The organism is Brachybacterium sp. AOP25-B2-12 (assembly GCF_052378625.1).
Classification (GTDB): Bacteria; Actinomycetota; Actinomycetes; order Actinomycetales; family Dermabacteraceae; genus Brachybacterium.
In genome coordinates, this window is sequence record NZ_JBQSXW010000005.1 from 42,509 (window position 1) to 64,171 (window position 21,663).

Consider the following 21,663-nt stretch of genomic DNA (forward strand, 5'->3'; position numbering starts at 1 on the left):
GTGGCCGGCCCTCCCGGCGGCGACCAGCGTAGTACGCGCTGCGGGCGCGCCGGTCGCGGGACCTGCACCGACACGCGACGGGCCGGTCAGCCGATGATCGGCCGGTCCTCCGGCAGGCGCACCACACGGGACCGCTCCCGCAGGGCCAGCGCCGCACCGAGGGTCATCGGCCCGATGCGCCCCATGTACATGCAGGCGATGATGACGGCCTTCGCGCTGGTGGGCAGGTCCGCCGTGATCCCGGTGGACAGGCCCACGGTGCCGTACGCCGAGAGCACCTCGAACAGCGTCCTGTCGAGCCCGAAGTCCGCGAGTTCGAGCAGGGCCAGGGTCGCGACGAACACGACCGAGGCGCTCATGACGAGCACGGCGATGGCCTGGCGGATCGCGTCCTGCGGGAGGCGGCGCCCGAACACCTCGACGTCGCGGTCACCGCGGGCCTCGGCGACGATGGACAGGACGAGCAGCGCGAAGGTGGTCACCTTGATGCCGCCGCCGGTGGATCCGGAGCCGCCGCCGATGAACATCAGCAGGTCCACGAACAAGCGGGTCGCGGGCTCGAACTGCCCGACGTCCAGCGTGGACAATCCCCCGGAGCGGGGCATCACCGAGGCGAAGGCGCTCGCGAGGATGCGGGTGCCCAGGTCGCGCCGCCCGAGCGTCCCGGGGTTGTCCCATTCCATGGCGAGGATCCCCAGGAAGCCGACGACGAACAGGATCGCGGAGGTCGAGAGGGTGAGCTTGGCGTGCAGGCTCCAGTGCGCCGGGGTGCGCCACTTGCGCACGAGGACGAGGATCACGGGGAAGCCGAGGGAGCCGACGAACACCGCGGTCGCGATCGGGATCGAGAACCACGGGTCACCCACGTACTGGCCCGTCCCGGCGACCTCGGGCACGAATCCGGCGTTGTTGAAGGCGCTGATCGCATAGAACATGCCGTTGAAGATCGACCGGCCCAGCCCGTGGTCGTTGACGATCATGTGGGGCAGCAGCGCCAGGAACGTCAGCAGCTCGAGGCTCGTGGAGGTGATCACGATGACCTTGAGGACCCCGCCGACCTCCGACAGCTTCTCGCTGCGGGTCTCCGAGGCGGCGATGATCCGCTGGGCCAGGCCCATGTGGCGCATCACCGACAGGCTCAGCAGCGAGGCCAGCGTCAGCACGCCGAGGCCGCCGACCTTCATCGCGACCATGATCACCACGAGCCCGAAGGTCGACCAGTGCGTCGCGGTGTCCACCGTGGTCAGCCCCGTGACGCACACCGCGGAGACCGCCGTGAACAGGGCGTCCACGAAGGGGGTGGGAATCCGCGACTCGGTGGCGATCGGCAGCGCCAGCAGCGCCGTGACCACGAGGATGATCCCCGTGAACGCTGTCAGGGCCAGACGGGCCGACGACGATCTCGCGGCGCTCGCGATGACGTCCCGCAGCGCCGAGCGCAGCCCCAGGCGCCGGGAGCGGTGGGCCAGCCGAGCGGCCCAGCGGCGCGGGCCGTCGGCACGCCGGGCGCGGTCCCCGGAGGATCCGCGGGCGGGGCGGCGGGGACGGGTGTCGCGCACGTCCTGCTCCCTCCGGCCCACGCCGGGCTCGTGCCACGGCACCGGGAGTCTACGCAGGCGTGCCCGGTGGTCCACTCGCTGCCGATGGGGCACGCCGGGAGCGCCCACCCCGATAGCCTGCGGCCATGAGCACCGCAGGGGGGACCACGCCGCGGCCCGGGGAGGGCGAGACCGCCGTCGTCTGGGAGGAGGCCGTCGCGGACTACGACTTCGGCCCGGACCACCCCATGTCGCCCGTGCGGCTCGAGCTGACCGCCGCGCTGTGCCGCTCCGAGGGACTGTTCGAGCGCCCCGGTGTGCGGATCCTCCCGGCGCCGATCGCGACCGACGCGCAGCTGGGGACCGTCCACGACGCGGAGTTCGTCGCGGCCGTCCGCGCCGCCTCGGACCCCGCGACCCGCCCCGCCCCTCGCGACCTGCTGCCCTACGGGCTGGGCGGCGACGACACCCCGGTGTTCGACGGTATCCACCCCGCGAGCGCCCGCCTGGTGGGCGGGACCCTCGGTGCCGTCGATGGCGTGCAGCGCGGGGACGTGCGCCGCGCGGTGAACTTCACCGGCGGGATGCACCATGCCCGGGCGTCCCAGGCCGCGGGGTTCTGCGTCTACAACGATGCCGCCGTGGGGATCCTGCACGCGCTGGACCGCGGCGAGCCGCGCGTCGTCTACGTGGACCTCGACGTCCATCACGGCGACGGCGTCGAGCGCGCGCTGTGGGACGAGCCGCGCGCGGTGACGATCTCGCTGCACGAGTCCGGGGAGCACATCTTCCCCGGGACGGGCTTCGTGCAGGACGCGGGCGGTCCCGGGGCACCCGGCAGCGCCGTCAACGTGCCGCTGCCCCGACGCACCGACTCCAGCGGGTGGCTGCGCGCGATCGAGGCGGTGGTGCTGCCACTGGTCCGGGCGATCGGCCCCACGCTGCTGGTCACCCAGCACGGCTGCGACACGCATCGGGACGATCCGCTGGCCGATCTCTCCGTCACCCTCGAGGGGCAGCGCGAGGCGATGCTCATGATGCGGGCTCTCGCCGACGAGGTCTGCGACGGACGCTGGCTCGCCCTGGGCGGTGGCGGCTACGCCGTGGCCGATGTCGTCCCACGGTCCTGGACCCATCTGGTGGCGATCGCGACGGGGGAGCCGCTGGACCCGGCGAGCGCCCTCCCGGAGGACTACCGCGCGACGATGCTGCAGCTGGCGCGCGAGCGGGGTCTGCCCCGACCGGACCGGGTGCGCACCCTCGGGGACGGCGTGCCCCCCACCCTGCGCCCCTGGGTCGCGGGCTTCGATCCGGCCGACCCCCTGGACCGTGCCGTCCAGGCGGCCCGCCGGGCGGCCTTCCCGGCCTGGGGCCTGGATCCGTACTACGACTGAGGCGACGCGCCCCTGCGAGAATGACCGCATGATGACCACGGCCCCCGGGGGACCCACGACGCTCGAGGACCTCGCGAGCGACCTGCACCAGGTGCACCTCCCGCTGCCCGTCGAGGGCGCCGAGCGCGGACGTCGCGCCGTCGCCTCGGCGCTCGACCAGCTCGCCGACCATGTCGTCCCCCGCCTCGAGGCCCTCGACGCGCCCCTGCTGGTGGTGGTCGGCGGCTCGACGGGCGCGGGGAAGTCCTCGCTGACCAACGCGCTCGTAGGACGCCCGGTGAGCCGGGCCGGGGCGATCCGCCCCACCACCCGGCGTCCGATCCTCGTCCACCATCCCGCCGACGCCGCCTGGTTCACGGGGCCGCGGATCCTGCCGGGGCTCGCCCGCGTGCACGCCGAGGGGCCGGGCACCGTCGGCGAGGACGCGCGCCGCGTCGCCTCCACGACCGCGGCCGCCGTTCCCAGGGACGGCACCCACGCCGAGGAGCCGTCGGCCGCGGCGACCTCACTCCTCCTCGTCGCCGATCCCGCCGTCCCGCGGGGACTGGCCCTGCTGGACGCCCCGGACATCGACTCGGTCTCGGCGGGCAACCGGGAGCTGGCCCGCCAGCTGCTGCGCGCCGCGGACCTGTGGCTGTTCGTCACCACCGCCAACCGCTATGCCGACGCGGTGCCGTGGGAGGTGCTGCGCACGGCCGCCGCCCGGGACATCACGGTGGCCGTCGTCATGAACCGGATCCCCGACCGTCCGGGGGTGGCCGAGGAGCTGTCCGAGGACCTGCGCGGACTCCTGGACCGCGGCGGACTTGACGGGGCACGGCTGTTCCTCGTCACCGAGGGGGAGGTCGACGAGGACGGGATGCTGCCGCCGGACGCGGTCGCCTCGATCCGCGGCTTCTTCACCGACCTCGCCGAGGACACCGCGGGACGCGGCGCGATCGCCCGCCGCACCCTCGCCGGCGCCATCACGGGGCTGGCGAGCAGTGCTCGGGAGATCTCCGATCACGCGGCGGACCAGGACGCCGCCCGGGAGCACCTGCGCGCCGACGTCGACTCCGCCTTCGCGGAGTCCCGGGAGCGGATCGACACCGTCCTGGGGGACGGCTCCCTCCTGCGCGGGGAGGTCCTGGCCCGATGGCAGGACGTGGTGGGCACCGGGGAGCTGATCCGTGGCGTGCAGAGCCTCGTGGGCCGGGTGCGCGACAGCATCACCGGTGCGCTGTCGGGCAGGCCCGCGCCGGCGGTCGCCGCCGAGGACGCCCTCGGGTCGGGCCTCGTGCACGTCGTGGTCGACGAGGTCGCGCGGGCCGCCGAACGGGCGGACGCGGCCTGGCGCTCCACGGAGGCGGGCAGGGCACTCGCCGCGGACGGGGACCTGGCCCGGGTGCCCGAGGGCTTCGGGGACGACGTGTCCGCGGCCGTCCGCGCGTGGCAGGGAGACGTCCTCGAGCTCGTGCGCAGCGAGGGCTCGGACCGCCGCATCAAGGCCCGCGTCCTGTCGCTGGGCGTCAACGCCGTGGGCGTCGCGCTGATGGTCGTCGTCTTCGCCTCGACCGCGTTCATCCCCACCGGGCTCGAGGTCGGGACGGGCGCCGCCGCCGCGCTGATCGGCCAGAAGCTCCTGGAGACGATCTTCGGGGAGGACGCGGTGCGCCGCCTCTCGCGGATCGCACGGGAGGCGCTGGCGAGTCGTCTGGACGACCTCGTCGCCGACCGTGCCGAGCCGTTCCGTGCGCGCCTGGCCGAGGTCGCCGGGGGGACCGGTCCCGAGCGGCTGCGCGAGGACGCGGCTCTGCTCGACGCCCTTGCCGCGGACGTCCGCGCGGGTCGCGGGGACCGCGAGGATCGGCCCGACAGCGTCGACGGACGCGCGAGCGGCGATCGGGACCATGACGCCCCCGAGCCCCGGAGCGCGCCATGACCCGCAGCGGGGGCCCCGATCAGCGGGCCGGGCTCGCCGAGCGCGTCGAGGCCCTGACCCGCGCGGTCGACGGGATCGAGGGGATCGTGGGCACCCGCGGGCTCGACGAGGCCCGCGCGGTGATCGCCCGCGCCCAGGGGCGGGCCGCGCTGTCGATCGAGCACACCGTCGTCGGGTTCCTCGGCGCGACGGGGTCCGGCAAGTCCTCGCTGCTGAACGCCGTGGTGGGCGCGGAGATCGCCCGGGCGGCCGTGCGCCGCCCCACGACCTCCGAGCCGCTGGCCGCGGTGCTGGGAGCCCCCGGCAGCGAAGCGCTGCTGGACTGGATCGACGTGCCCGAGCGTCACCTCCTCGACGATTCCGGCGTGCCGCTCGAACAGGCGCTGCTCGAGGCCGCGCGGGCTCCGCGCCGCGGGCTCCTGCGCCGCACCGAGACCCCCGCCGCGCCCGTCCCCGGGCTCGTGCTCCTGGACCTGCCCGACCTCGACTCCGTCGCCGCCGCGCATCGCAGGATCGCCGAGCGCATGGCCGGGCTGGTCGACGTGCTGGTCTGGGTCACCGATCCGCAGAAGTACGCCGACGACCTGCTGCACCACGAGTTCGTCGAGGCCCTCGCGGCGCACGACGCCACGACCCTGGTCGTGCTCAACCAGGTCGATCGGATCGCGGACCGCGACCGGCAGGCCGTGCTCGCCTCCCTCACGGAGCTCGTGCGCGCCGACGGGCTCGAGGCCGCGCCCGTGCTGGGCGTCTCGGCGGCGACGGGGGAGGGCATCGAGGATCTCCGGGAGCGGTGCACGGCGCTCGCCGTCCGCCACGACGCCGCCGCCCAGCGGGTGCGCACGGACGTCCGCGAGGCGGCCCTGCGGATCCGCGACGACGCCCCCGTGGGGACCCTCCCGGCCGACGTGCGCCCGGCCGACGTCCGCGCACTCACCGCGGACCTCGGGGCCGCCGCCCGGGTGGGTCCCGTCGCCGACGCCGTCGCCGCCTCGTACCGCCACCGCGCCGCGCGGCACGTCGGATGGCCGATGGTGCGCTGGCTGGGGAGGTTGCGCCCCGATCCGCTGGGGCGGCTCGGCATCGGCCGGACCGCCTCCTCCCGCGCCGTCGGCACCGAGACGGAGGAGGTCCAGACTTCTCGCACCTCGTTGCCCGCACCGGACGCCGCGACCGCGGCCCGCGCCTCGGGCGGCCTGCGGCGCTTCGCCGAGTCCACGAGCGAGGGAGCCTCCGATCCCTGGCGCGCGGCCGTGCGGCGCGCCGCCCGCTCCCACGAGGACGCGCTGCCCGACGCCCTGGACCAGGCGGTCGCCGGGGCGGACCTCCGCGCCCGCACCCGGCCGTGGTGGTGGCACGTGCTCTCGGTGATCCAGTGGCTGGCCCTGGCACTGGTCGTGGCAGGGCTGGGCTGGCTGGTGCTCCTGGCTGTGCTCGGGTTCCTCCAGGTCCCGGCGCCGCCGATGCCGATGGTCGAGGGGCTGTGGATCCCCGTCCCGCTGCCCACGGCGCTGCTCGTGCTGGGGCTGGGCATCGGCGTGCTGGTGGCGACGGCCGGCACGCTGATCGCCGCGCTCGCGGCCACGGCGGCGCGCCGCCGAGCCCGTCGCGTGCTCGAGGCGCGCGTGGCCGAGGTCGCCGAGCGGCTCGTCGTCGCGCCCGTCGAGGACGTGCTGGACCTCGCCCGCGACGTGGCGACGGATCTCTCCCTCGCGGCGGGCGGACGGCGCTGACCGCGCCATGTACCATGGAACGTCGTCTGTCGCACGGTCGGCGGCCCGCGCGTCCCGCGCGCCGGGTGCCGTCGGCGGCGGTCGTGGGCCGCGACGAGGATCCTCGCTGATCCCCGTCGGGCGGCCCCGGCCCGCGCGACACACCCCATCCCGGGCGAGCATCGACGGGATGGTCCACCGAACCGAGCGAGGAGAACGAGGCACCCATGGGCTCCGTCATCAAGAAGCGCCGCAAGCGTATGGCCAAGAAGAAGCATCGCAAGCTGCTGCGCAAGACCCGTCACCAGCGCCGCAACAAGAAGTGAGCGCCTGACACCAGCAGCGAGCTCCGCGAGGCCACGGCCCCGCGGCGATCCCGACCGGCCACCCCGAGACCCACGAGGTCCCGACGGGTGGCCGTCGTCGTCTCCGCGTCATGGAGAGCGGAACATCGGTGCACGATGCACGATGCACGGTGCGCGGCGACCCCGGGCAGGTCCCGATCGGCTCAGCCGCCGGGCAGCAGACGACGCCACCTCGGCCCGGGCCGCAGCGCGCGACGGAGGGCGACGGGATCGACGCGGTAGCGGGCCACGACCTGTCCGTCGACCACGACCACCGGCACCTGATCTCCCCACGCCTCGCGCAGGTCCGGATCCGCGTCGACATCGAGGCGCTCGACCGTGGTCCCGGCGCGCTCGGCCTCGTCCGCGACCAGGGGTCGGGCCGCCTCGCAGAGATGGCAGCCGTCCCGGTCCAGCAGGACGATGCGGGCCGATGGGTCCGAGGCGGCCGGGGGAGCGGGGGCGGGTCCGGGAGCTGCAACCATGCGCAGGAGCCTACGGGGCCGCGTACGGCACGGACGACGACGGGCCGCCCACCAGATGGTGGACGGCCCGACGGGTGTGGTCCGGGCTCCGGGCGCGATGCCCAGGCGCGAGGTCCGCGAGGGGTCAGGCGGCGGTGGGCGCCACGAACTCGGCCTCGACGGAGATCTTGACCTCGTCGCCGACGAGCACGCCGCCGGCCGCGAGGGCGGCGTTCCAGGTCAGTCCGAAATCCTTGCGGGAGATCGAGGTGGTGGCCGAGAAGCCCGCGCGGTAGGCGCCGAAGGGATCGGTCGCGGTGCCCTCGAACTCGGCGTCCAGCACGACCTCCTTGGTCACGCCGTGGAGCGTGAGGTCGCCGGTGACCTTGCGGGACTCGACCTTGGTCGAGCGGAAGGCGAACTCGGGGAACTGCGCGGCGTCGAAGAAGTCGGGGGAGCGCAGGTGGTCGTCGCGGCCGTCGTTGTTGGTGTCGACGGAGGTGATGTCGAGCTCGGCGGCGAAGACGAGGCTCTCGAGGGAGTCGCCCACCTCGAGCGAGCCGCTGGTGGGCTCGAAGGTGCCGCGCACCTTGGAGATGCCGGCGTGTCGGATGGTGAAGCCCACGGTGGTGTGAGTGGCGTCGAGGTTCCAGGTGCCCTGGGTGAGGCCCTCGGGAAGTGCGGTCATGGTCAAACTCCTCGGTCGGGGTGAACGGGTTAGTACTTGAAACGTAAACTAATATTCGGCACAATGCAACAGGACCCGCCGTGGCGATCCGCGCACCGGTCCGGGTCGATGGGGAAGGATCGAAGCGATGACCACTCTCGACGCGACCGGGCGCGACACCACCCGTGAGAACACCTCGCCCCGGGGCGAGGACGCCCCGCTGTGGCTGACCCGCACGGAACAGCATGCCTGGCGCAGCTTCATCGTGGGGGTCAACTCGATGGTCGAAGGGCTCTCCCAGGTCCTCGAGCAGGACCCGGAGATCGACCTGACGCTCAACGAGTACGAGATCCTCGTCCGACTCTCGGAGACCGAGGGGCACCGGGTCCGCATGGCCGAGCTCGCCGACCTCGTGGTCCACTCCCGCTCGCGCCTGACCCACACCGTGGCCCGCCTCGAGAAGCGCGGGCTCGTCGAGAGGGTGCGCTGCTCGGCCGATGGCCGCGGGCGAGAAGCCGTGCTGACCTCGGCAGGCATGGATCTGCTGGTCCGCGCGGCACCCGTCCATGTGGCCTCCGTGCGCAGCCACCTGCTCGACATCGTGGGCCCCGAGGACTTCCTCGCGCTGGGGCGGATCATGGGCCGCACGCTCGAGAAGGGGCCCGGCTCGGAGGGGCACGCCTGACCCGTCGTTCGCAGGATCGGCTGTTACCGTGAAGAGTCCCGTCCGGAGCCCGGATCCGGTCCTCGCGATCCGGTCGCGGACGGACACAGGGCGACATCCGTCGACACCTGTCGGCACCATCGACACCGCCCGTCGCCGAATCGGTGAGGTCCCCACGCGCACATGAGCACCACCACGGTCCACCTCGTCCGCCACGGAGAGGTCCACAACCCGGACAAGATCCTCTACGGGCGCCTGCCCGGGTACCGCCTGTCCGAGCGCGGGCAGCAGATGGCACGCCTGGTCGCGGAGTACCTCGCGCCGCATGACGTCGCCCATGTGGTCGCCTCCCCGCTGCTGCGCGCCCAGCAGACGGCCGCCCCGATCGCCGCCGCCCACGACCTCCCCGTCGAGACCGACGAACGGCTCATCGAATCTGCCAACCACTTCGAGGGGCTGCGCGTGGGGCACGGGGAGGGGCGCCTGACCAATCCCCGGCACTGGCCCTCTTTCGTCAACCCCTTCCGCCCGTCCTGGGGTGAGCCGTACCGCTCCCAGGAGAAGCGCATGATCGCGGCGGTCCATGCCGTGCGGGCGCGCTCGCTGGGCCATGAGGCCGTGATCGTCTCCCACCAGCTGCCCATCTGGGTGACCCGGCTCTCCGCCGAACGTCGCCCCCTGGTGCACGATCCTCGACGCCGCCAGTGCGGGCTGTGCTCCGTCACGAGCCTGCGCTTCGACGGCGACCGGCTCGTGGCGGTCGACTACGCGGAGCCGGCGGCGGCGCTCTACCCCGGGGCGGTCGACGCCACGGGCGGGAAGCTCACGTGAGCGCGACCCCGCGCCGCCGCATCCTGCAGGCCGGTGCCCTCGCCGCGACCGGCGCCCTGCTCGCCGCCTGCGCGACCGACACCTCCGACCGCTACGGCACCGACACCGGCTTCGTCTCCGGGGACGGCGTGGCCACCGAGATCGACGCCGCCGACCGCGGGGAGCCGATCGCCTTCACCGGGACCACCTACGAGGGCGACGCGTTCTCGGCGGAGGAGCAGCGCGGCCATGTCCTCGTGCTCAACGTCTGGTACGCCGCCTGCGCCCCGTGCCGCAAGGAGGCGCCCGAGCTCGCGACGATCGCGCGGGACTACGCCGACAAGGACGTCACCTTCCTCGGGATCAACGTGCGCGATGCCGCGGGCCCCGCGCAGTCCTTCGAGAAGAACTTCGACGTGCCCTACCCCTCCGTCCCGGACACCGATGCGCAGATCATGTACGCCCTGCGCGGCCAGGTGGCCCCCAACGCCGTGCCCTCGACCCTGGTGCTGGATCCCGAGGGCCGCGTCGCCGCCCGCATCTCGGGACTCATCGACGCCTCGACACTGAGGTCGATGATCGACCGGGTGCTCGGGGCATGACGGGGGCGGGCATCGGGGAGGTCTTCTCGAGCACGATCCTGTCGGGCTCGATGTGGCTCGCCGTCGCGGTCGCCGCCGCCGCAGGCATCGTGGCCTTCGTGTCGCCGTGCGTGCTCCCGGTGGTGCCCGGCTACCTCGGCTACGTCTCGGGGCTCGCCGGACAGGACTCCCAGGAGGAGCGCCGGGCCCGCCGCATGCTCTGGGGCTCTCTGCTCTTCGTCGGCGGTTTCACCGTCGTCTTCATGGTCCTCGGAGGCTTCATCGGCGCCCTCGGCTTCGTGCTCCAGGAGCACCTGGTGTGGGTCAACCGCATCGCGGGCGTCATCGTGATCGTCATGGGCCTGCTCTTCCTCGGAGCCTTCCCCGCCCTGTCAGGCACCAGGGCGATCGCCAAGCGGCCCGATGCGGGCCTGTGGGGTGCGCCGCTGCTGGGCATGGTGTTCGGCCTCTCGTGGACGCCGTGCATCGGCCCCACCTATGCCGCGGTGCTCGCCCTCAGCCTCGACGGCGCCTCGCCGGTGCGCGGCGGCCTGCTCGCGCTGGCCTACTCGCTCGGGCTCGGGATCCCCTTCGTGCTGTTCGCCCTCGGGTTCCAGCGCGCCCTCGGGGCCAGCCGCTTCCTGGCCCGGCACCGCCGCGTGATCGGCGTGATCTCCGGTGCCCTGCTCATCGCGATCGGCGTGCTGCTGCTGACCGGGCAGTGGAGCGCATGGATGGGGCAGCTGCAGGGTGCCATCGGCGGATACGAGACGGTGGTCTGATGGCACGCGACGAGATCGACCCGACCGCGGGGGACCAGCAGCTCCCGGACGCCGCCGAGAAGGCGACGACGGAGGGCACGGCCCGCGATGCGACGTCCGCCAGGAATCCGACGGCTTCGACGCCCCCTCCGTCTCCGAGGGCTCCGAAGCGCTGGAGGGCCGCGCGGTCCGCGGCGTCCGGACGCGGCGCACGCGGCACAGACCGCTCCTCGCGCGCGCCGCAGGGGCCGATGCTCCCCGGCAGCACCGCACCCGCCGACGGCGCCGATCCCGGTCGCCGCGCGACCCTGCCGCGGCTCGGCGCCCGCGGCGTGCTGCTGTTCCTGTGGCGTCAGCTCACGAGCATGCAGACCGCCCTCGTGCTGCTCATGCTCCTGGCCGTGGCGGCCGTCCCCGGCTCCCTCTACCCCCAGCGCAGCGTCGACCCGGGCCTGACCGACCAGTTCCTCGCCGAGAACGGCACCTACGGCAAGGTCCTGGACACCCTCGGGTTCTTCGACGTCTTCTCCTCGCCGTGGTTCTCGGCGATCTACCTGCTGCTGTTCGTCTCGCTCGTGGGCTGCATCGTGCCGCGCCTGGGCGTGCTGATCCGCCAGCTCCGCTCGCGGCCCCCGCGGACCCCGCGCCGGCTGGACCGCTTCGTCGGGCACTCCCGCACGGAGCTGCCGGGGCGCTCGGACGAGGAGCTCATCGCGCAGGCCTCCGCGGCGCTGAAGCGGCGGCGCTACCGGCTGGACGTGCACACCGAGCGCCACGGCGCCTCGATCAGCGCCGAGCGGGGCTACCTCCGCGAGGCGGGGAATCTGCTGTTCCACATCGCCCTGGTGGGCGTGCTCGCGGGTGTCGCCCTCGGGCACCTGACGCAGTACCGCGGGCAGGTCACCGTCATCGAGGGCGAGGGCTTCTCCAACACGCTCGCCGGCTACGACTCCTTCACCCCGGGCCCGTGGTTCGACGCGTCGACGCTGCCGGAGTTCCAGTTCACCCTCGACGATTTCCGTGCCGAGTACGACACCTCGCCCACCGAGCACGAGTTCGGCCAGCCCCGGAAGTTCGAGGCGGACGTCTCGGTGACCGATCCCGGCACCGGCACCACGAAGCAGACGGTGCGCGTCAACCAGCCGATGCACGTGCCCGGCGCCTCGGTCTACCTCCTGGGCAACGGCTACGCCCCGGACATCACGATCACCGACCCCACGGGTCAGGTCGTGGCGCAGGGGCCGTTCATCTCGATCCCGCGGGACAGCATGTACACGTCCCAGCTGGTGCTCAAGGCCCCGGATGCGCGCCCCGAGCAGATCGCCGTGGTGGGGATCTTCATGCCGACCGCCGAGATCGACGAGACGGGCCCGCACTCGCGGTTCCCCGACCTCGTGGATCCCCAGATCGCCATGTCCGTGTACACCGGGGACCTCGGCCTGGACCAGGGCGTCCCGCAGAACGCCTATCAGATCGACGTGTCCACCCTGACCCCGGTCACCGACGCCGACGGCCAGCAGGTGCTGCTGAGGATGGCGCCCGGACAGAGCCAGACGCTGCCCGACGGCACGACGATCGCCTTCAACGGCGTCAAGCGGTACGCCGCCTTCGACATCAAGCACGATCCCTTCGCCTACTTCACCCTCGGTGCGGCCCTCGCGGCGACGTCGGGGCTCGCGCTGTCGCTGTTCGTCCCGCGCCGTCGCGTGTGGGTGCGGGTCACCCGCCGTGACGGCGAGGACGGGCCCGTGAGCGTGCTCGAGGTGGCGGGACTGGCCCGGAGCGAGGATCATCGTCTCCAGGCCGCCGTCGAGGAGCTCGCCGCGCGCCTCGCCGCCGACGCCGGACCGGATGCGCCCGAGGGCGCCGCACCAGGAGGAAAATCCCGTGGCTGACACCATGTTCGCGCAGGTCTCGGGCCTGCTCTTCGTCGTCGCCATCGTGGTGTACGTCCTGGCCATGACCGGCTTCGCGGTCGACCTGGCGCGCAGCACCCAGCGGCGCAGCGACGCCCGGCTCGAGCGCCGTGCGGCCACCGCCCCGGCCCGTGCCGCGGGCTCCGGCTCCAAGGTTGCGGTCCTGGACCGGGATCCGGGCGCCGTCGACGCCGGTGACGCGTCTGCCCGGGGGACCGGATCGGGCGTCCCCGCGACGGGCGCGGCACCTGCCGGCGGCATGAGCGCGGGCACCTTCGCGGTGATCATGGCCTGCGGTGCGGCGATCGTGCACGTGGCCGCGGTGGTCCTGCGCGGCCTGGCGACCCACCGGGTGCCGTGGTCGAACATGTACGAGTTCGCGATGACGGGCAGCGCGGTGGTGATGGTGCTGTTCCTCGCGATCATCCTGCGACGCAGGGAACTGCGGGTGCTCGGCACCTTCGTCGTCGGGCCGATGCTGATCCTCATGCTGATCGCCCAGCGCATGTGGTACGTCCCGGCCGCGGCCCTGCCGCCGAGCCTGCAGAACTCCCACTGGCTGGTCATCCACGTCTCGGTCGCGATCCTGGCGTCGGCGCTGTTCACGATCGGCGCGGTCATCTCCGTCCTGCAGCTCCTGCAGGCGCGCCGCGAGCTCCAGGATCCGGACGGCGCCGTCGAGGCCCCCGGGACCCGCACGGAGCGGCTGCGCGAGGGCATCTGGCGCCGCATCGGGCCGGTGCTGGACCGGCTGCCCAGCTCGAAGGACCTCGAGGCGCTCGCCTTCCGCGTCCATGCCGTCGGCTTCGTGCTGTGGAGCTTCACCCTCATCTTCGGCGCCATCTGGGCCTCGACGGCCTGGGGCCGCTACTGGGGTTGGGACCCCAAGGAGGTGTGGACCTTCGTGATCTGGGTGGTCTACGCGGCCTACCTGCACGCTCGGGCGACCGTCGGCTTCCGCGGCAGCCGTGCCGCGTGGTTCGCGCTCGTCGGGTTCCTGTGCGTCATCTTCAACTTCACGATCGTCAACACCGTCATCAACGGCCTGCACTCGTACTCCGGCCTCGGCTGATCGCCGCGCCGGAGGCGCCGTTCAGGCGCTCGGGCCGGATCCCTCGTCGCCGTCCGTCCTCTGCTCGCGCTCGCGGCGACGGCGACGGACGTCCTCGTCGAGCTTGCGCAGGAAGTCCGGGTCGTCGTCGGGGGCCAGGGGCCCGCGGCTGGGCGCGCTGCCCGGTCGGCGCGCGGCGCCGTCGCCCTGGGAGCGGTCCCGGCCCACGACCAGCCAGGTCAGCGGGCCCGCCCACGGGATCAGCACGATGAGCACGATCCATGCCCACTTGGGGATCCCGCGCATGCGTGAGGCGTCGGTCTGGATGCAGTCGGCCAGGGCGAAGACGGTCAGGGCCACCGAGGCGACGGCGAGGACGGCGCGCAACATGCCAGCATCGTAGGCGGTGGGGCTGGACCGGGACGGGGAACGCTCGGCATCCGCATCCGCATCCGCATCGGCATCGGCATCGGCATCCGGGTCGGGGTCGGCGCTCAGGGGAGCCTCGGCGCCGCGCTCGGTGTCCCGTGCCGTTCCCAGCGTGCCGCGCCTACCCTGGACCCATGCGCGATCTGCTGGTCTACACCGTCCTGCGGCTGGGCGTGTTCGCCCTCCTGTGGTGGCTGCTCACGCTGGCGGGGCTGCACTACCTCGTGGCGGGTGTGCTCGCCGCCCTGCTCGCCATGCTCATCTCGTTCGTCGCCCTGAATCGGCAGCGCGATCGGGTCGCGATGCGCTGGAAGGCGGCCGATGATCGTCGGCGCGCGCGGCGCGGTGAGGTCCGTGACGAGGACGCCGACGAGGAGGACGCCCTGCTCGAGGGCGCGGACGACGTCAGGGACGACCACGCCGTGGACGACGGCGCCAGGGGCGATGATGACCTGGGCGACGACGACCTGGGGAGCGACGACCCGGGCAGGGACATCACCGCCGACGGCGACACCTCGCCCCGGGACGAGATCCCCGTCGCGGGGGCGTCAGAGGACGAGCCCCGCCAGCACCAGGACTGAGAGCACCAGCTCCACCCGCCCCGTCGCGCCGAGCACGGGGATGAGGTCGCGTCCGGCGGCACCGCGCAGGACCGCCCGCACGGGAGCCACCGCGAACGGCACGGCCAGCAGCACCAGCACCACCGGCCAGTGGTGCACGGCCACCGGCACCAGGAGCACGAACGGGACCACGAGGCACGCGGCGTACAGCAGCCGCGTGCGGCGATCCCCGAGGCGCACCGCGAGGGTGTGCTTGCCCGCCTCGGTGTCCGAGGGGATGTCCCGGAGGTTGTTGGCCACGAGCACCGCGACGGCCAGCAGGCCCACCGCCGCCGCGCACGCCAGCGCGACCCACGACCACCGCAGGGTGATGGCGTAGGAGGTGCCCAGCACCGCGACGAGCCCGAAGAACACGAAGACGAACACCTCGCCCAGGCCCAGGTAGCCGTACGGGCGCGAGCCGCCCGTGTAGAACCATGCCGCGAGCACCGCGGCGACGCCCACCAGGAGCATCCACCACGCGCCCGCGAGCGCCGTCAGCGCGACCCCGAGCAGCCCGCCGATCCCGAGCGCGACGAAGGCGGCCCGCTTGACGGCCTCCGGGCGCGCGGCGCGCGATCCCGTCAGGCGGAAGGGGCCGACGCGGTCGTCGTCGGTGCCGCGGATCCCGTCGGAGTAGTCGTTGGCGTAGTTCACGCCGATCTGCAGCGCGAGCGCGACGCCGAGCGCCAGCAGGGCGCGGGGAACGACGGTGCCGGGCTCGAAGCCGATCTGGTGGATCGCGGCGCCGGTGCCCGCGGCGACCGGGGCGAAGGCCGCCGGCCACGTGCGGGGTCGGGACCCCTGGACCCATTGGGAGATGCTGGCCACCGGGAGCCTTCCTGGACGGGGATCAGGCGCCGCGGGAGATCGCCTCTCGTCGCGCTGCGGACCGGTCGATCTTACCGATCCCCAGGCGGGGCAGGGCATCGAGCACGAGCGTGCTCTTGGGCACGGCGTAGCGGGGGAGGGGCCCGGCACGCAGGGCCGTGCGCACCAGCTCGGGCAGCAGGGCGGTGTCCGCCGCCGCGGTGGGGACGACGAGCGCGACGAGCCGCTGGCCCCACTGGGCGTCCGGCACGCCCACGACGACGCTCGCGGCGACCTGGCCGTCGAGGTCGCCGTCGGCCGCGATGGCCCGTTCGACCTCCTGGGGCAGCACCTTGCGGCCGCCCGTCACGACGACGTCGTCGGCGCGGCCCAGGATGCTCACGCGACCGGCGGTCAGGCGCGCGAGGTCCGAGGTGACGAACATCCGCTGCCGGGTGGAGGCGTCGGCCGTGCGCACGAGGGGGAAGGCCCCGAGGTCCGCGCCGCCGTCGGGCCGGAGGTACCCGGTGGCGAGGGTGGGGGAGGTGATCACGAGGCGTCCCTCGCCCTCCGCGGAGAAGCCCTCGGCGGCCCGATGGTGCCCGGGGCCCTCGGGCGCCGTGGTGGCGGTCTCGCCGTCGGCCGCCTGCTGGATCCTGAGCGCCACGCCGTCCAGCGGGTCGCCGTCGTACACGCAGCCGCCCGCGGTCTCGCTGGCCCCGTAGGTGGTCAGCACGTGGATCCCACGGTCCCGTGCCCGCACCAGGAGGGCCGGGTCGATCGCGGCGCCGCCCACCAGCACGGTGTCGAAGCGCGCCAGCAGGGCGCGGGCGCGCACGCCGGCGTCGCTCGGGTCCTCGAGGATCCGCGTGAGCTGGGTGGGCACGAGGGAGGTGTGCAGCGCGACCCCCGCGGCCTCGGCCTCGGTGAGCGCGGTCGATGCGGAGCGGGCGAAGGACCGCGCCTCGAACCGCTCGGCGAGGGCGGGCAGGACCGAGGGCAACAGGGGACGGGCGCGGCCCAGCAGCTCGGCGGCCCGGCATGCGCGCGCGATGACCTGGATCCCCGCGATGTGGGTGGGCGGCAGGAGCGGCAGCCACATGCCGTGGCCCGGCGCGCGGGGTGACCGGCGGCGGCCCCCTGCGGGCGCGGAGACATCGGCAAGGAGCCGGGCGGTCGCATCGTGCGAGGCCACGAGGGCGGCGCGGGACAGCGCCACGGCCTTGGAGGCCCCCGTGGATCCGGAGGTCGGCACGACCAGGGCGGTGGCTCCGAAGCCCGGGGGCAGGGACGGCGGCGGCGCGAAGCCCGCGAGCCAGAGACGGGAGGCACCGGCCATCAGTGCTGAGATCGCCTCGATGTGCTCGGCGAGGGAGGCGGGGGTGCCGGAGAACGGCACGGGCCGGGTCCAGGCGATGGGCTGCTCGATGGGGGCGGACATGGTCGCCTCAGCCCTGGGGGTGCCCGAACGAGGACCAGTCCGGCGCGCGCTTGCCCAGGAACGCGTCGCGTCCCTCGACGGCCTCGTCGGTCATGTACGCCAGGCGTGTGGCCTCTCCGGCGAAGACCTGCTGGCCCATCAGCCCGTCGTCGGTGAGGTTGAAGGCGAACTTGAGCATGCGGATCGCCTGCGGGGACTTGCCCGCGATCGTCGCGGCCAGGCCCAGCGCGGCGTCCTCGAGCTCCGCATGGGGGACGACGCGGTTGACGCCCCCGAAGTCGTAGGCGTCCTGGGCCGAGTACTCCTCGGCGAGGAAGAAGATCTCCCGGGCGCGCTTCTGCCCCACCTGCTTGGCGAGGTAGGCGCTGCCGTAGCCGCCGTCGAAGGAGCCGACGTCGGCGTCGGTCTGCTTGAAGCGGGCGTGCTCACGGGAGGCGATGGAGAGGTCCGCGACGACGTGCAGGGAGTGCCCGCCGCCGGCCGCCCAGCCGTTGACCACGGCGATGACGACCTTGCCCATCGTCCGGATCAGGCGCTGGACCTCGAGGATGTGCAGGCGGCCCGCCTGGTCGGGGACCACGGCGTCGGAGGTCTCGCCGTCGGCGTACTGATACCCGGAGCGCCCGCGGATCCGCTGGTCCCCGCCCGAGCAGAAGGCCCGACCGCCGTCCTTGGGCGAGGGGCCGTTGCCCGTCAGCAGGATCACGCCCACCCCGGGGTCCAGCCGTGCGTGGTCCAGCGCCCGGTAGAGCTCGTCCACGGTGTGCGGGCGGAAGGCGTTGCGCACCTCGGGGCGATCGAAGGCGATCCGCACGCACGGCAGGTCGAGTCCGGCCGCCCGATCCACCGCCCGGTGGTAGGTGACGTCCGTGAGCGCGGGCCCGCCGAGCTCCTCGGGGCCGATGTCCCGCCAGCGCCGCGGGTCGAACGTCTCGGAGACGTCGCGGGGCAGCGGCGGGACGGCGTCGGGGTGGCCGGGAGCGGTCGATGCGGGCATGCTCCCAGGGTAGGCGGTGCCCCCGACGCACGTCGCCCGGACCGTCACGGCACCGTGCGGGGGAGATGGGCAATGCGCGGCCAGGGGTCGCCGGGCAGACGGCCGTAGGTCAGCACGTCGACCCGCGTCCCGTCCACGAGGAACTTCTCGCGCTCGCGGCCCTCGAGCACGAAACCCGCCGCCCGTGCGACGCCACCGGAGGCGGGGTTGTCCACCCGATGCCCGAGCTCGAGGCGTTCCAGCGCCCCGCCGGCCGGCGCGAGCTGCTCGTCGCACACCGTGGCCACGGCCCGGGAGGTCAGGCCCCGCCCGCGGTGGGACGCGTGCACCCAGTAATGCACCCAGCCGGTGCGCTCGACCGCGTCGACGCGCACCCCGACCACGCCGACGAGCACGCCGTCGGGATCGGCGATCGCCACGGAGCGCGCGCTGTCGTCCCGCAGCCACCCGATGAGGCGCCGGGCGCCGTCCTCGTCGACCACCGCGCCCTGACGGGCCATGTCGGGGGCCGAGGAGAAGGCGGCGAGCACGGCGGGCGCATCCGTCTCCCGCACGGGTCGCAGGACGTAGCCGGCCGTGCGCGAGGAGTCCGGGACGTCGGCGGAGGCGCTGTCGCTCGGGGTGCTCGGCATGTCCGGCATCGTGCCTCGGATCGCCTACCCTCGGGTGTGCCCCCTGGAGCGATGACCGTCCCCGCCGCCCTGCGTGACCTGGGCATCGACCGCGCGCACGCGTGGTCCATCCCGATGACCACGCGGTTCCGCCGCATCACCGTCCGCGAGGGCGTGCTCCTGCGGGGACCGGCCGGCTGGGCGGAGTTCTCGCCCTTCGGGGACTACGACGACGTCGAGTCCTCCGCGTGGCTCGCGGCGGCCCTGGAGGACGCCACGACCGCGCGGCCCGAGCCCCTGCGTGACCGCATCCCCGTCAACGTCACGATTCCCGTCGTCACCCCCGAGCGCGCACACGAGATCGCCCGGGTGGGCGGCGCCCGCACCGCGAAGGTCAAGGTCGCCGACCCCGGGACCACGCCCTCCCAGGACGCCGCACGTCTCGAGGCGGTGCGGGACGCCCTGGGGCCCGCGGCCCGGATCCGCGTCGACGCCAACGCGGCCTGGACCCTCGAGGAGGCGCTCGCGGTGCTGCCGCTGCTGGACCGCGCCGCGGGCGGCCTCGAGTACGCCGAGCAGCCCGTCGCGTCGATCGAGGACATGGCGACCCTGCGGCGCCGGCTCGACGTGCCGCTGGCCGCGGACGAGCTGGTGCGCCGAGCCGAGGACCCGCTGCGCGTGGCGCGTGCCGGCGCCGCGGACCTCCTGGTCATGAAGGTGCAGCCGCTCGGCGGGATCCGCCGATGCCTCACGCTCGCCGCCGAGGCCGGGCTCCCCGTGGTCGTCTCCTCGGCGCTCGAGACGAGCATCGGGCTGGCTGCGGGCTGCGCCGCGGCGGCCGCGCTGCCGGAGCTGCCGTTCGCGTGCGGGCTCGCCACCGGTGCGCTCCTGACCGCCGATGTGACCGCGCACCCCCTGCGCACCGTGGACGGGTTCCTCCCGGTGCGCCGCGACGACCCCGATCCCGACGCGCTCGCCGCCTGCGCCGCGGACGGGGACGTCCGGGAGCGATGGGAGCGTCGTCTCGCGGCCTGCGCCGCGATCACCTGCGGCGATACCCTCGTCCCATGACGAGCGACGCCCCGCGCACCCTGAACCCCTCGGGCTCGGGGGCGGTCGACGAGGCCGCCGCGATCTGGACGGCGCTCGCGGACCTCGGCGTCCGGGACGTGGTGCTGGCCCCTGGTTCCCGCTCCGCTCCCTTCGTGTACGCCCTGCAGCAGCCCGGGCCCGCCGCATCGTTGCGCGCCCACGTCCGGATCGACGAGCGCGCCGCGGCCTTCACCGCCCTGGGGGTATCCCGCGCCGATCCCGCGCACCCGGGCGTGGTCGTCACGACCTCGGGCACCGCCGCCGCGCACCTGCACGCCGCCGTGCTCGAGGCGCACCACGCGGGCGTGCCGCTCCTCGTGATCACCGCGGACCGCCCCGCCGAGCTGCGGGACACCGGCGCCAACCAGACCACCCACCAGGCGGGCCTGTACGGGGACGCCGTGCGCTTCGCCGCGGACCTGCCTGCCCCGACGGCGGACCGGGCGAGCGACCTCGAGGTGCGCACCGCCGTCTCCACCGTCGCGCGCGCCCTCGCGGCCGCGACGGGCGAGCGCCCCGGTCCCGTGCACCTGAACATCGGGCTCCGGGACCCGCTGACCCCACGGATCCACGAGACCGCGCCCGAAGAGCGGGCGGGGACGATCCCCCTGCCCGCGCCCACGCGCCGCATCGTCCCCTCGGCGCCGGCGCCCGTGCCGGTGCTGCTCGCGGACCGCGCCGTGGTCGTCGCCGGGGACGGCGCGGGACCGGTGGCCGCCCGGTTCGCCGAGGCCCACGCGCTGCCTCTTCTGGCCGAGCCCTCCTCGGGCGCCCGGGACGGCACGACCCTGGTCCCTTTCTATCCCGCCGTGCTGCGCGAGGCCCTGGCCGCGGACGCCCACGCCCTGCGGCCCGAGCAGGTGATCGTGTTCGGCCGCCCCACCCTCTCGCGCCCCGTCGTCCGCGGGCTGCTCGGCGCCGACGGGGTCGACGTCGTGGTGGTCGACGCGACGGGGACCTGGCCCGATGCCGCCCGCAACGCCCGCCTGGTGGTCCCCGCGATCGTCGCGGCCGCCGCCCCCGCGGGCACCGGCACGACGGCGCCCGCCGGCGAGCGCCGCTCCCGCTACCTCGTCGCCTGGCAGGAGGCCGGGGCTCGGGCGCTCAGCGCACCGGCGACCTGGCAGGCCCGGGCCGCGCTCGCCGTGTGGAGGGCGACCGGCCCTGCCGACACCCTCGTGCTCGGCTCCTCGAGCCTCGTGCGGGACCTCGAGCTGCTGGCCGGCCCCACCCCGGGCACCGTGGTCGCCAACCGCGGCCTGGCCGGCATCGACGGCATGATCTCCACCGCCACCGGCTACGCGCTGGCGCGTCGGGGCGCATCGGGACGGGTGCGGGTGCTGCTCGGCGACCTCACCGCCGTTCACGACCTCACGGGCCTCGTGATCGGTCCCGGGGAGCCGCAGCCCGATCTCGACGTGGTCGTCGTCGACGACGGCGGGGGTCGGATCTTCTCGGGCCTCGAGCACGCCGCGGCGGACCCGGACGTGCTGCGCCGGTTCTTCACCACCCCGCACGGCACCGACCTCGTCTCCGCCGGACGCGCGCTCGGCGTCGACGCCTCGGCACTGACCGCGGACGCGCTGGCGACCGCCCTCGGTCGGACGCCGCACGGGCGTCGGCTGCTCGTCGTGCGCGATCCCGCGGGGGCCGACCATGCGGACACCACGGCGATCGGCGAGCACGGGGCAGCTGCCGTCGACACCGACCACGCCGCGAGGAGCCGGGGCCATCGGCCCGCATGACACAGCAGGCGCACAGCGCGGTCCCATCGAGCCCCCGGGCATCGCGCCTGTGATGAGTCCCGTCGCGCGGCACGCACCGCTGCCGCGCCGGATCAGATGGACCAGAGAGGCGCGAC

The 21,663-nt window shown here is 74.3% G+C and carries 21 protein-coding genes; 13 read left to right on the forward strand and 8 right to left on the reverse strand.

The features are described 5' to 3' along the window. Positions 1–86 precede the first annotated feature (86 nt). Entirely contained in the window at positions 87–1,448 is a 1,362-nt protein-coding gene (locus ACT3TZ_RS05175) for a TrkH family potassium uptake protein (protein WP_444582473.1), read from the reverse strand. A gap of 236 nt (positions 1,449–1,684) precedes the next feature. Between ACT3TZ_RS05175 and ACT3TZ_RS05180 the strand changes: the two genes are divergently transcribed. From ACT3TZ_RS05180 to ACT3TZ_RS05195, 4 genes are all read left to right on the forward strand, one after another. Beyond that, a complete protein-coding gene (locus ACT3TZ_RS05180) occupies positions 1,685–2,932 on the forward strand; it encodes an acetoin utilization protein AcuC (protein WP_444582329.1) in 1,248 nt (415 codons plus the stop codon). A gap of 28 nt (positions 2,933–2,960) precedes the next feature. Next, the gene (locus ACT3TZ_RS05185) at positions 2,961–4,853 is read left to right on the forward strand and encodes a dynamin family protein (protein WP_444582330.1); all 1,893 of its coding nucleotides are present in this window, start codon (positions 2,961–2,963) and stop codon (positions 4,851–4,853) included. After that, complete coding sequence (locus tag ACT3TZ_RS05190; RefSeq protein WP_444582331.1) at positions 4,850–6,586, forward strand: dynamin family protein; 1,737 nt, start codon at positions 4,850–4,852, stop codon at positions 6,584–6,586. The genes ACT3TZ_RS05185 and ACT3TZ_RS05190 overlap by 4 nt, the downstream gene beginning before the upstream one ends. A 206-nt stretch (positions 6,587–6,792) precedes the next feature. Beyond that, a complete protein-coding gene (locus ACT3TZ_RS05195) occupies positions 6,793–6,891 on the forward strand; it encodes a 30S ribosomal protein bS22 (protein ID WP_003792170.1) in 99 nt (32 codons plus the stop codon). Between the two features lie 182 nt (positions 6,892–7,073). On the opposite strand, the gene ACT3TZ_RS05200 is transcribed toward ACT3TZ_RS05195, so the two are convergent. Both ACT3TZ_RS05200 and ACT3TZ_RS05205 read right to left on the reverse strand, forming a co-directional pair. After that, positions 7,074–7,394 (reverse strand): glutaredoxin family protein, encoded by a 321-nt coding sequence (locus tag ACT3TZ_RS05200; RefSeq protein ID WP_444582332.1) that lies wholly within the window; start codon positions 7,392–7,394, stop codon positions 7,074–7,076. Between the two features lie 124 nt (positions 7,395–7,518). Further along, complete coding sequence (locus ACT3TZ_RS05205) at positions 7,519–8,061, reverse strand: YceI family protein (protein WP_444582333.1); 543 nt, start codon at positions 8,059–8,061, stop codon at positions 7,519–7,521. 127 nt (positions 8,062–8,188) lie between these two features. On the opposite strand from ACT3TZ_RS05205, the gene ACT3TZ_RS05210 reads away from it, so the two are divergent. From ACT3TZ_RS05210 to ccsB, 6 genes are all read left to right on the forward strand, one after another. After that, a complete protein-coding gene (locus ACT3TZ_RS05210; RefSeq protein ID WP_444582334.1) occupies positions 8,189–8,725 on the forward strand; it encodes a MarR family winged helix-turn-helix transcriptional regulator in 537 nt (178 codons plus the stop codon). A gap of 162 nt (positions 8,726–8,887) precedes the next feature. After that, positions 8,888–9,535 (forward strand): histidine phosphatase family protein, encoded by a 648-nt coding sequence (locus ACT3TZ_RS05215; RefSeq protein ID WP_444582335.1) that lies wholly within the window; start codon positions 8,888–8,890, stop codon positions 9,533–9,535. After that, positions 9,532–10,116 (forward strand): TlpA family protein disulfide reductase, encoded by a 585-nt coding sequence (locus ACT3TZ_RS05220; protein ID WP_444582336.1) that lies wholly within the window; start codon positions 9,532–9,534, stop codon positions 10,114–10,116. The genes ACT3TZ_RS05215 and ACT3TZ_RS05220 overlap by 4 nt, the downstream gene beginning before the upstream one ends. Then, a complete protein-coding gene (locus ACT3TZ_RS05225; protein ID WP_444582337.1) occupies positions 10,113–10,877 on the forward strand; it encodes a cytochrome c biogenesis CcdA family protein in 765 nt (254 codons plus the stop codon). The genes ACT3TZ_RS05220 and ACT3TZ_RS05225 overlap by 4 nt, the downstream gene beginning before the upstream one ends. 230 nt (positions 10,878–11,107) lie before the next feature. After that, positions 11,108–12,751 carry a cytochrome c biogenesis protein ResB gene (gene resB / locus ACT3TZ_RS05230; RefSeq protein ID WP_444582338.1) on the forward strand — a complete coding sequence of 548 codons (1,644 nt, stop codon included), beginning with the start codon at positions 11,108–11,110 and terminating at the stop codon, positions 12,749–12,751. After that, positions 12,744–13,844 (forward strand): c-type cytochrome biogenesis protein CcsB, encoded by a 1,101-nt coding sequence (ccsB, locus tag ACT3TZ_RS05235; RefSeq protein ID WP_444582339.1) that lies wholly within the window; start codon positions 12,744–12,746, stop codon positions 13,842–13,844. Before resB ends, ccsB begins: the two co-directional genes overlap by 8 nt. A gap of 21 nt (positions 13,845–13,865) precedes the next feature. Here ccsB and ACT3TZ_RS05240 read toward each other — a convergent pair whose 3' ends face one another. Further along, positions 13,866–14,213 (reverse strand): PLD nuclease N-terminal domain-containing protein, encoded by a 348-nt coding sequence (locus tag ACT3TZ_RS05240; protein WP_444582340.1) that lies wholly within the window; start codon positions 14,211–14,213, stop codon positions 13,866–13,868. A 173-nt stretch (positions 14,214–14,386) separates the two neighbouring features. Between ACT3TZ_RS05240 and ACT3TZ_RS05245 the strand changes: the two genes are divergently transcribed. Beyond that, entirely contained in the window at positions 14,387–14,833 is a 447-nt protein-coding gene (locus ACT3TZ_RS05245) for a DUF4229 domain-containing protein (RefSeq protein WP_444582341.1), read from the forward strand. Here the strand turns inward: ACT3TZ_RS05245 and ACT3TZ_RS05250 are convergent. Genes ACT3TZ_RS05250 through ACT3TZ_RS05265 form a run of 4 tightly spaced genes read right to left on the reverse strand, consistent with a single transcriptional unit; the run spans position 14,801 to position 18,731 of the window. After that, the gene (locus tag ACT3TZ_RS05250; RefSeq protein ID WP_444582342.1) at positions 14,801–15,682 is read right to left on the reverse strand and encodes a 1,4-dihydroxy-2-naphthoate polyprenyltransferase; all 882 of its coding nucleotides are present in this window, start codon (positions 15,680–15,682) and stop codon (positions 14,801–14,803) included. The two genes, ACT3TZ_RS05245 and ACT3TZ_RS05250, sit on opposite strands and share 33 nt — an antisense overlap. Before the next feature lie 22 nt (positions 15,683–15,704). Beyond that, positions 15,705–17,102, reverse strand: a complete 1,398-nt coding sequence (locus ACT3TZ_RS05255; protein WP_444582343.1) for an AMP-binding protein — start codon at positions 17,100–17,102, stop codon at positions 15,705–15,707. Between the two features lie 7 nt (positions 17,103–17,109). Further along, positions 17,110–18,099: a 1,4-dihydroxy-2-naphthoyl-CoA synthase gene (locus ACT3TZ_RS05260; protein ID WP_444582344.1), complete on the reverse strand. Its 990-nt coding sequence runs from the start codon at positions 18,097–18,099 to the stop codon at positions 17,110–17,112. 44 nt (positions 18,100–18,143) lie between these two features. Beyond that, entirely contained in the window at positions 18,144–18,731 is a 588-nt protein-coding gene (locus ACT3TZ_RS05265; RefSeq protein WP_444582345.1) for a GNAT family N-acetyltransferase, read from the reverse strand. Positions 18,732–18,782: 51 nt separating this feature from the next. Here ACT3TZ_RS05265 and ACT3TZ_RS05270 point away from each other — a divergent pair, with 51 nt between their 5' ends. Together ACT3TZ_RS05270 and menD are read left to right on the forward strand one after the other, a co-directional pair. Beyond that, the gene (locus ACT3TZ_RS05270; protein ID WP_444582346.1) at positions 18,783–19,781 is read left to right on the forward strand and encodes an o-succinylbenzoate synthase; all 999 of its coding nucleotides are present in this window, start codon (positions 18,783–18,785) and stop codon (positions 19,779–19,781) included. Continuing rightward, entirely contained in the window at positions 19,778–21,547 is a 1,770-nt protein-coding gene (menD, locus tag ACT3TZ_RS05275; protein ID WP_444582347.1) for a 2-succinyl-5-enolpyruvyl-6-hydroxy-3-cyclohexene-1-carboxylic-acid synthase, read from the forward strand. Before ACT3TZ_RS05270 ends, menD begins: the two co-directional genes overlap by 4 nt. The last annotated feature ends 116 nt before the right edge of the window (positions 21,548–21,663 follow it).

Coding starts and splice junctions, on each gene's coding strand:
- ACT3TZ_RS05270 (WP_444582346.1), top strand. CDS start 18,783: ATGACCGTCCCCGCCGCCCTGCGTGACCTGGGCATCGACCGCGCGCAC.
- ACT3TZ_RS05200 (WP_444582332.1), bottom strand. CDS start 7,394: ATGGTTGCAGCTCCCGGACCCGCCCCCGCTCCCCCGGCCGCCTCGGAC.
- ACT3TZ_RS05195 (WP_003792170.1), top strand. CDS start 6,793: ATGGGCTCCGTCATCAAGAAGCGCCGCAAGCGTATGGCCAAGAAGAAG.
- ACT3TZ_RS05265 (WP_444582345.1), bottom strand. CDS start 18,731: ATGCCGAGCACCCCGAGCGACAGCGCCTCCGCCGACGTCCCGGACTCC.
- ACT3TZ_RS05245 (WP_444582341.1), top strand. CDS start 14,387: ATGCGCGATCTGCTGGTCTACACCGTCCTGCGGCTGGGCGTGTTCGCC.
- ACT3TZ_RS05225 (WP_444582337.1), top strand. CDS start 10,113: ATGACGGGGGCGGGCATCGGGGAGGTCTTCTCGAGCACGATCCTGTCG.
- ACT3TZ_RS05185 (WP_444582330.1), top strand. CDS start 2,961: ATGATGACCACGGCCCCCGGGGGACCCACGACGCTCGAGGACCTCGCG.
- ACT3TZ_RS05260 (WP_444582344.1), bottom strand. CDS start 18,099: ATGCCCGCATCGACCGCTCCCGGCCACCCCGACGCCGTCCCGCCGCTG.
- ACT3TZ_RS05255 (WP_444582343.1), bottom strand. CDS start 17,102: ATGTCCGCCCCCATCGAGCAGCCCATCGCCTGGACCCGGCCCGTGCCG.
- ACT3TZ_RS05240 (WP_444582340.1), bottom strand. CDS start 14,213: ATGTTGCGCGCCGTCCTCGCCGTCGCCTCGGTGGCCCTGACCGTCTTC.
- resB (WP_444582338.1), top strand. CDS start 11,108: ATGCTCCCCGGCAGCACCGCACCCGCCGACGGCGCCGATCCCGGTCGC.
- ACT3TZ_RS05190 (WP_444582331.1), top strand. CDS start 4,850: ATGACCCGCAGCGGGGGCCCCGATCAGCGGGCCGGGCTCGCCGAGCGC.
- menD (WP_444582347.1), top strand. CDS start 19,778: ATGACGAGCGACGCCCCGCGCACCCTGAACCCCTCGGGCTCGGGGGCG.
- ACT3TZ_RS05205 (WP_444582333.1), bottom strand. CDS start 8,061: ATGACCGCACTTCCCGAGGGCCTCACCCAGGGCACCTGGAACCTCGAC.
- ACT3TZ_RS05210 (WP_444582334.1), top strand. CDS start 8,189: ATGACCACTCTCGACGCGACCGGGCGCGACACCACCCGTGAGAACACC.
- ACT3TZ_RS05180 (WP_444582329.1), top strand. CDS start 1,685: ATGAGCACCGCAGGGGGGACCACGCCGCGGCCCGGGGAGGGCGAGACC.
- ACT3TZ_RS05215 (WP_444582335.1), top strand. CDS start 8,888: ATGAGCACCACCACGGTCCACCTCGTCCGCCACGGAGAGGTCCACAAC.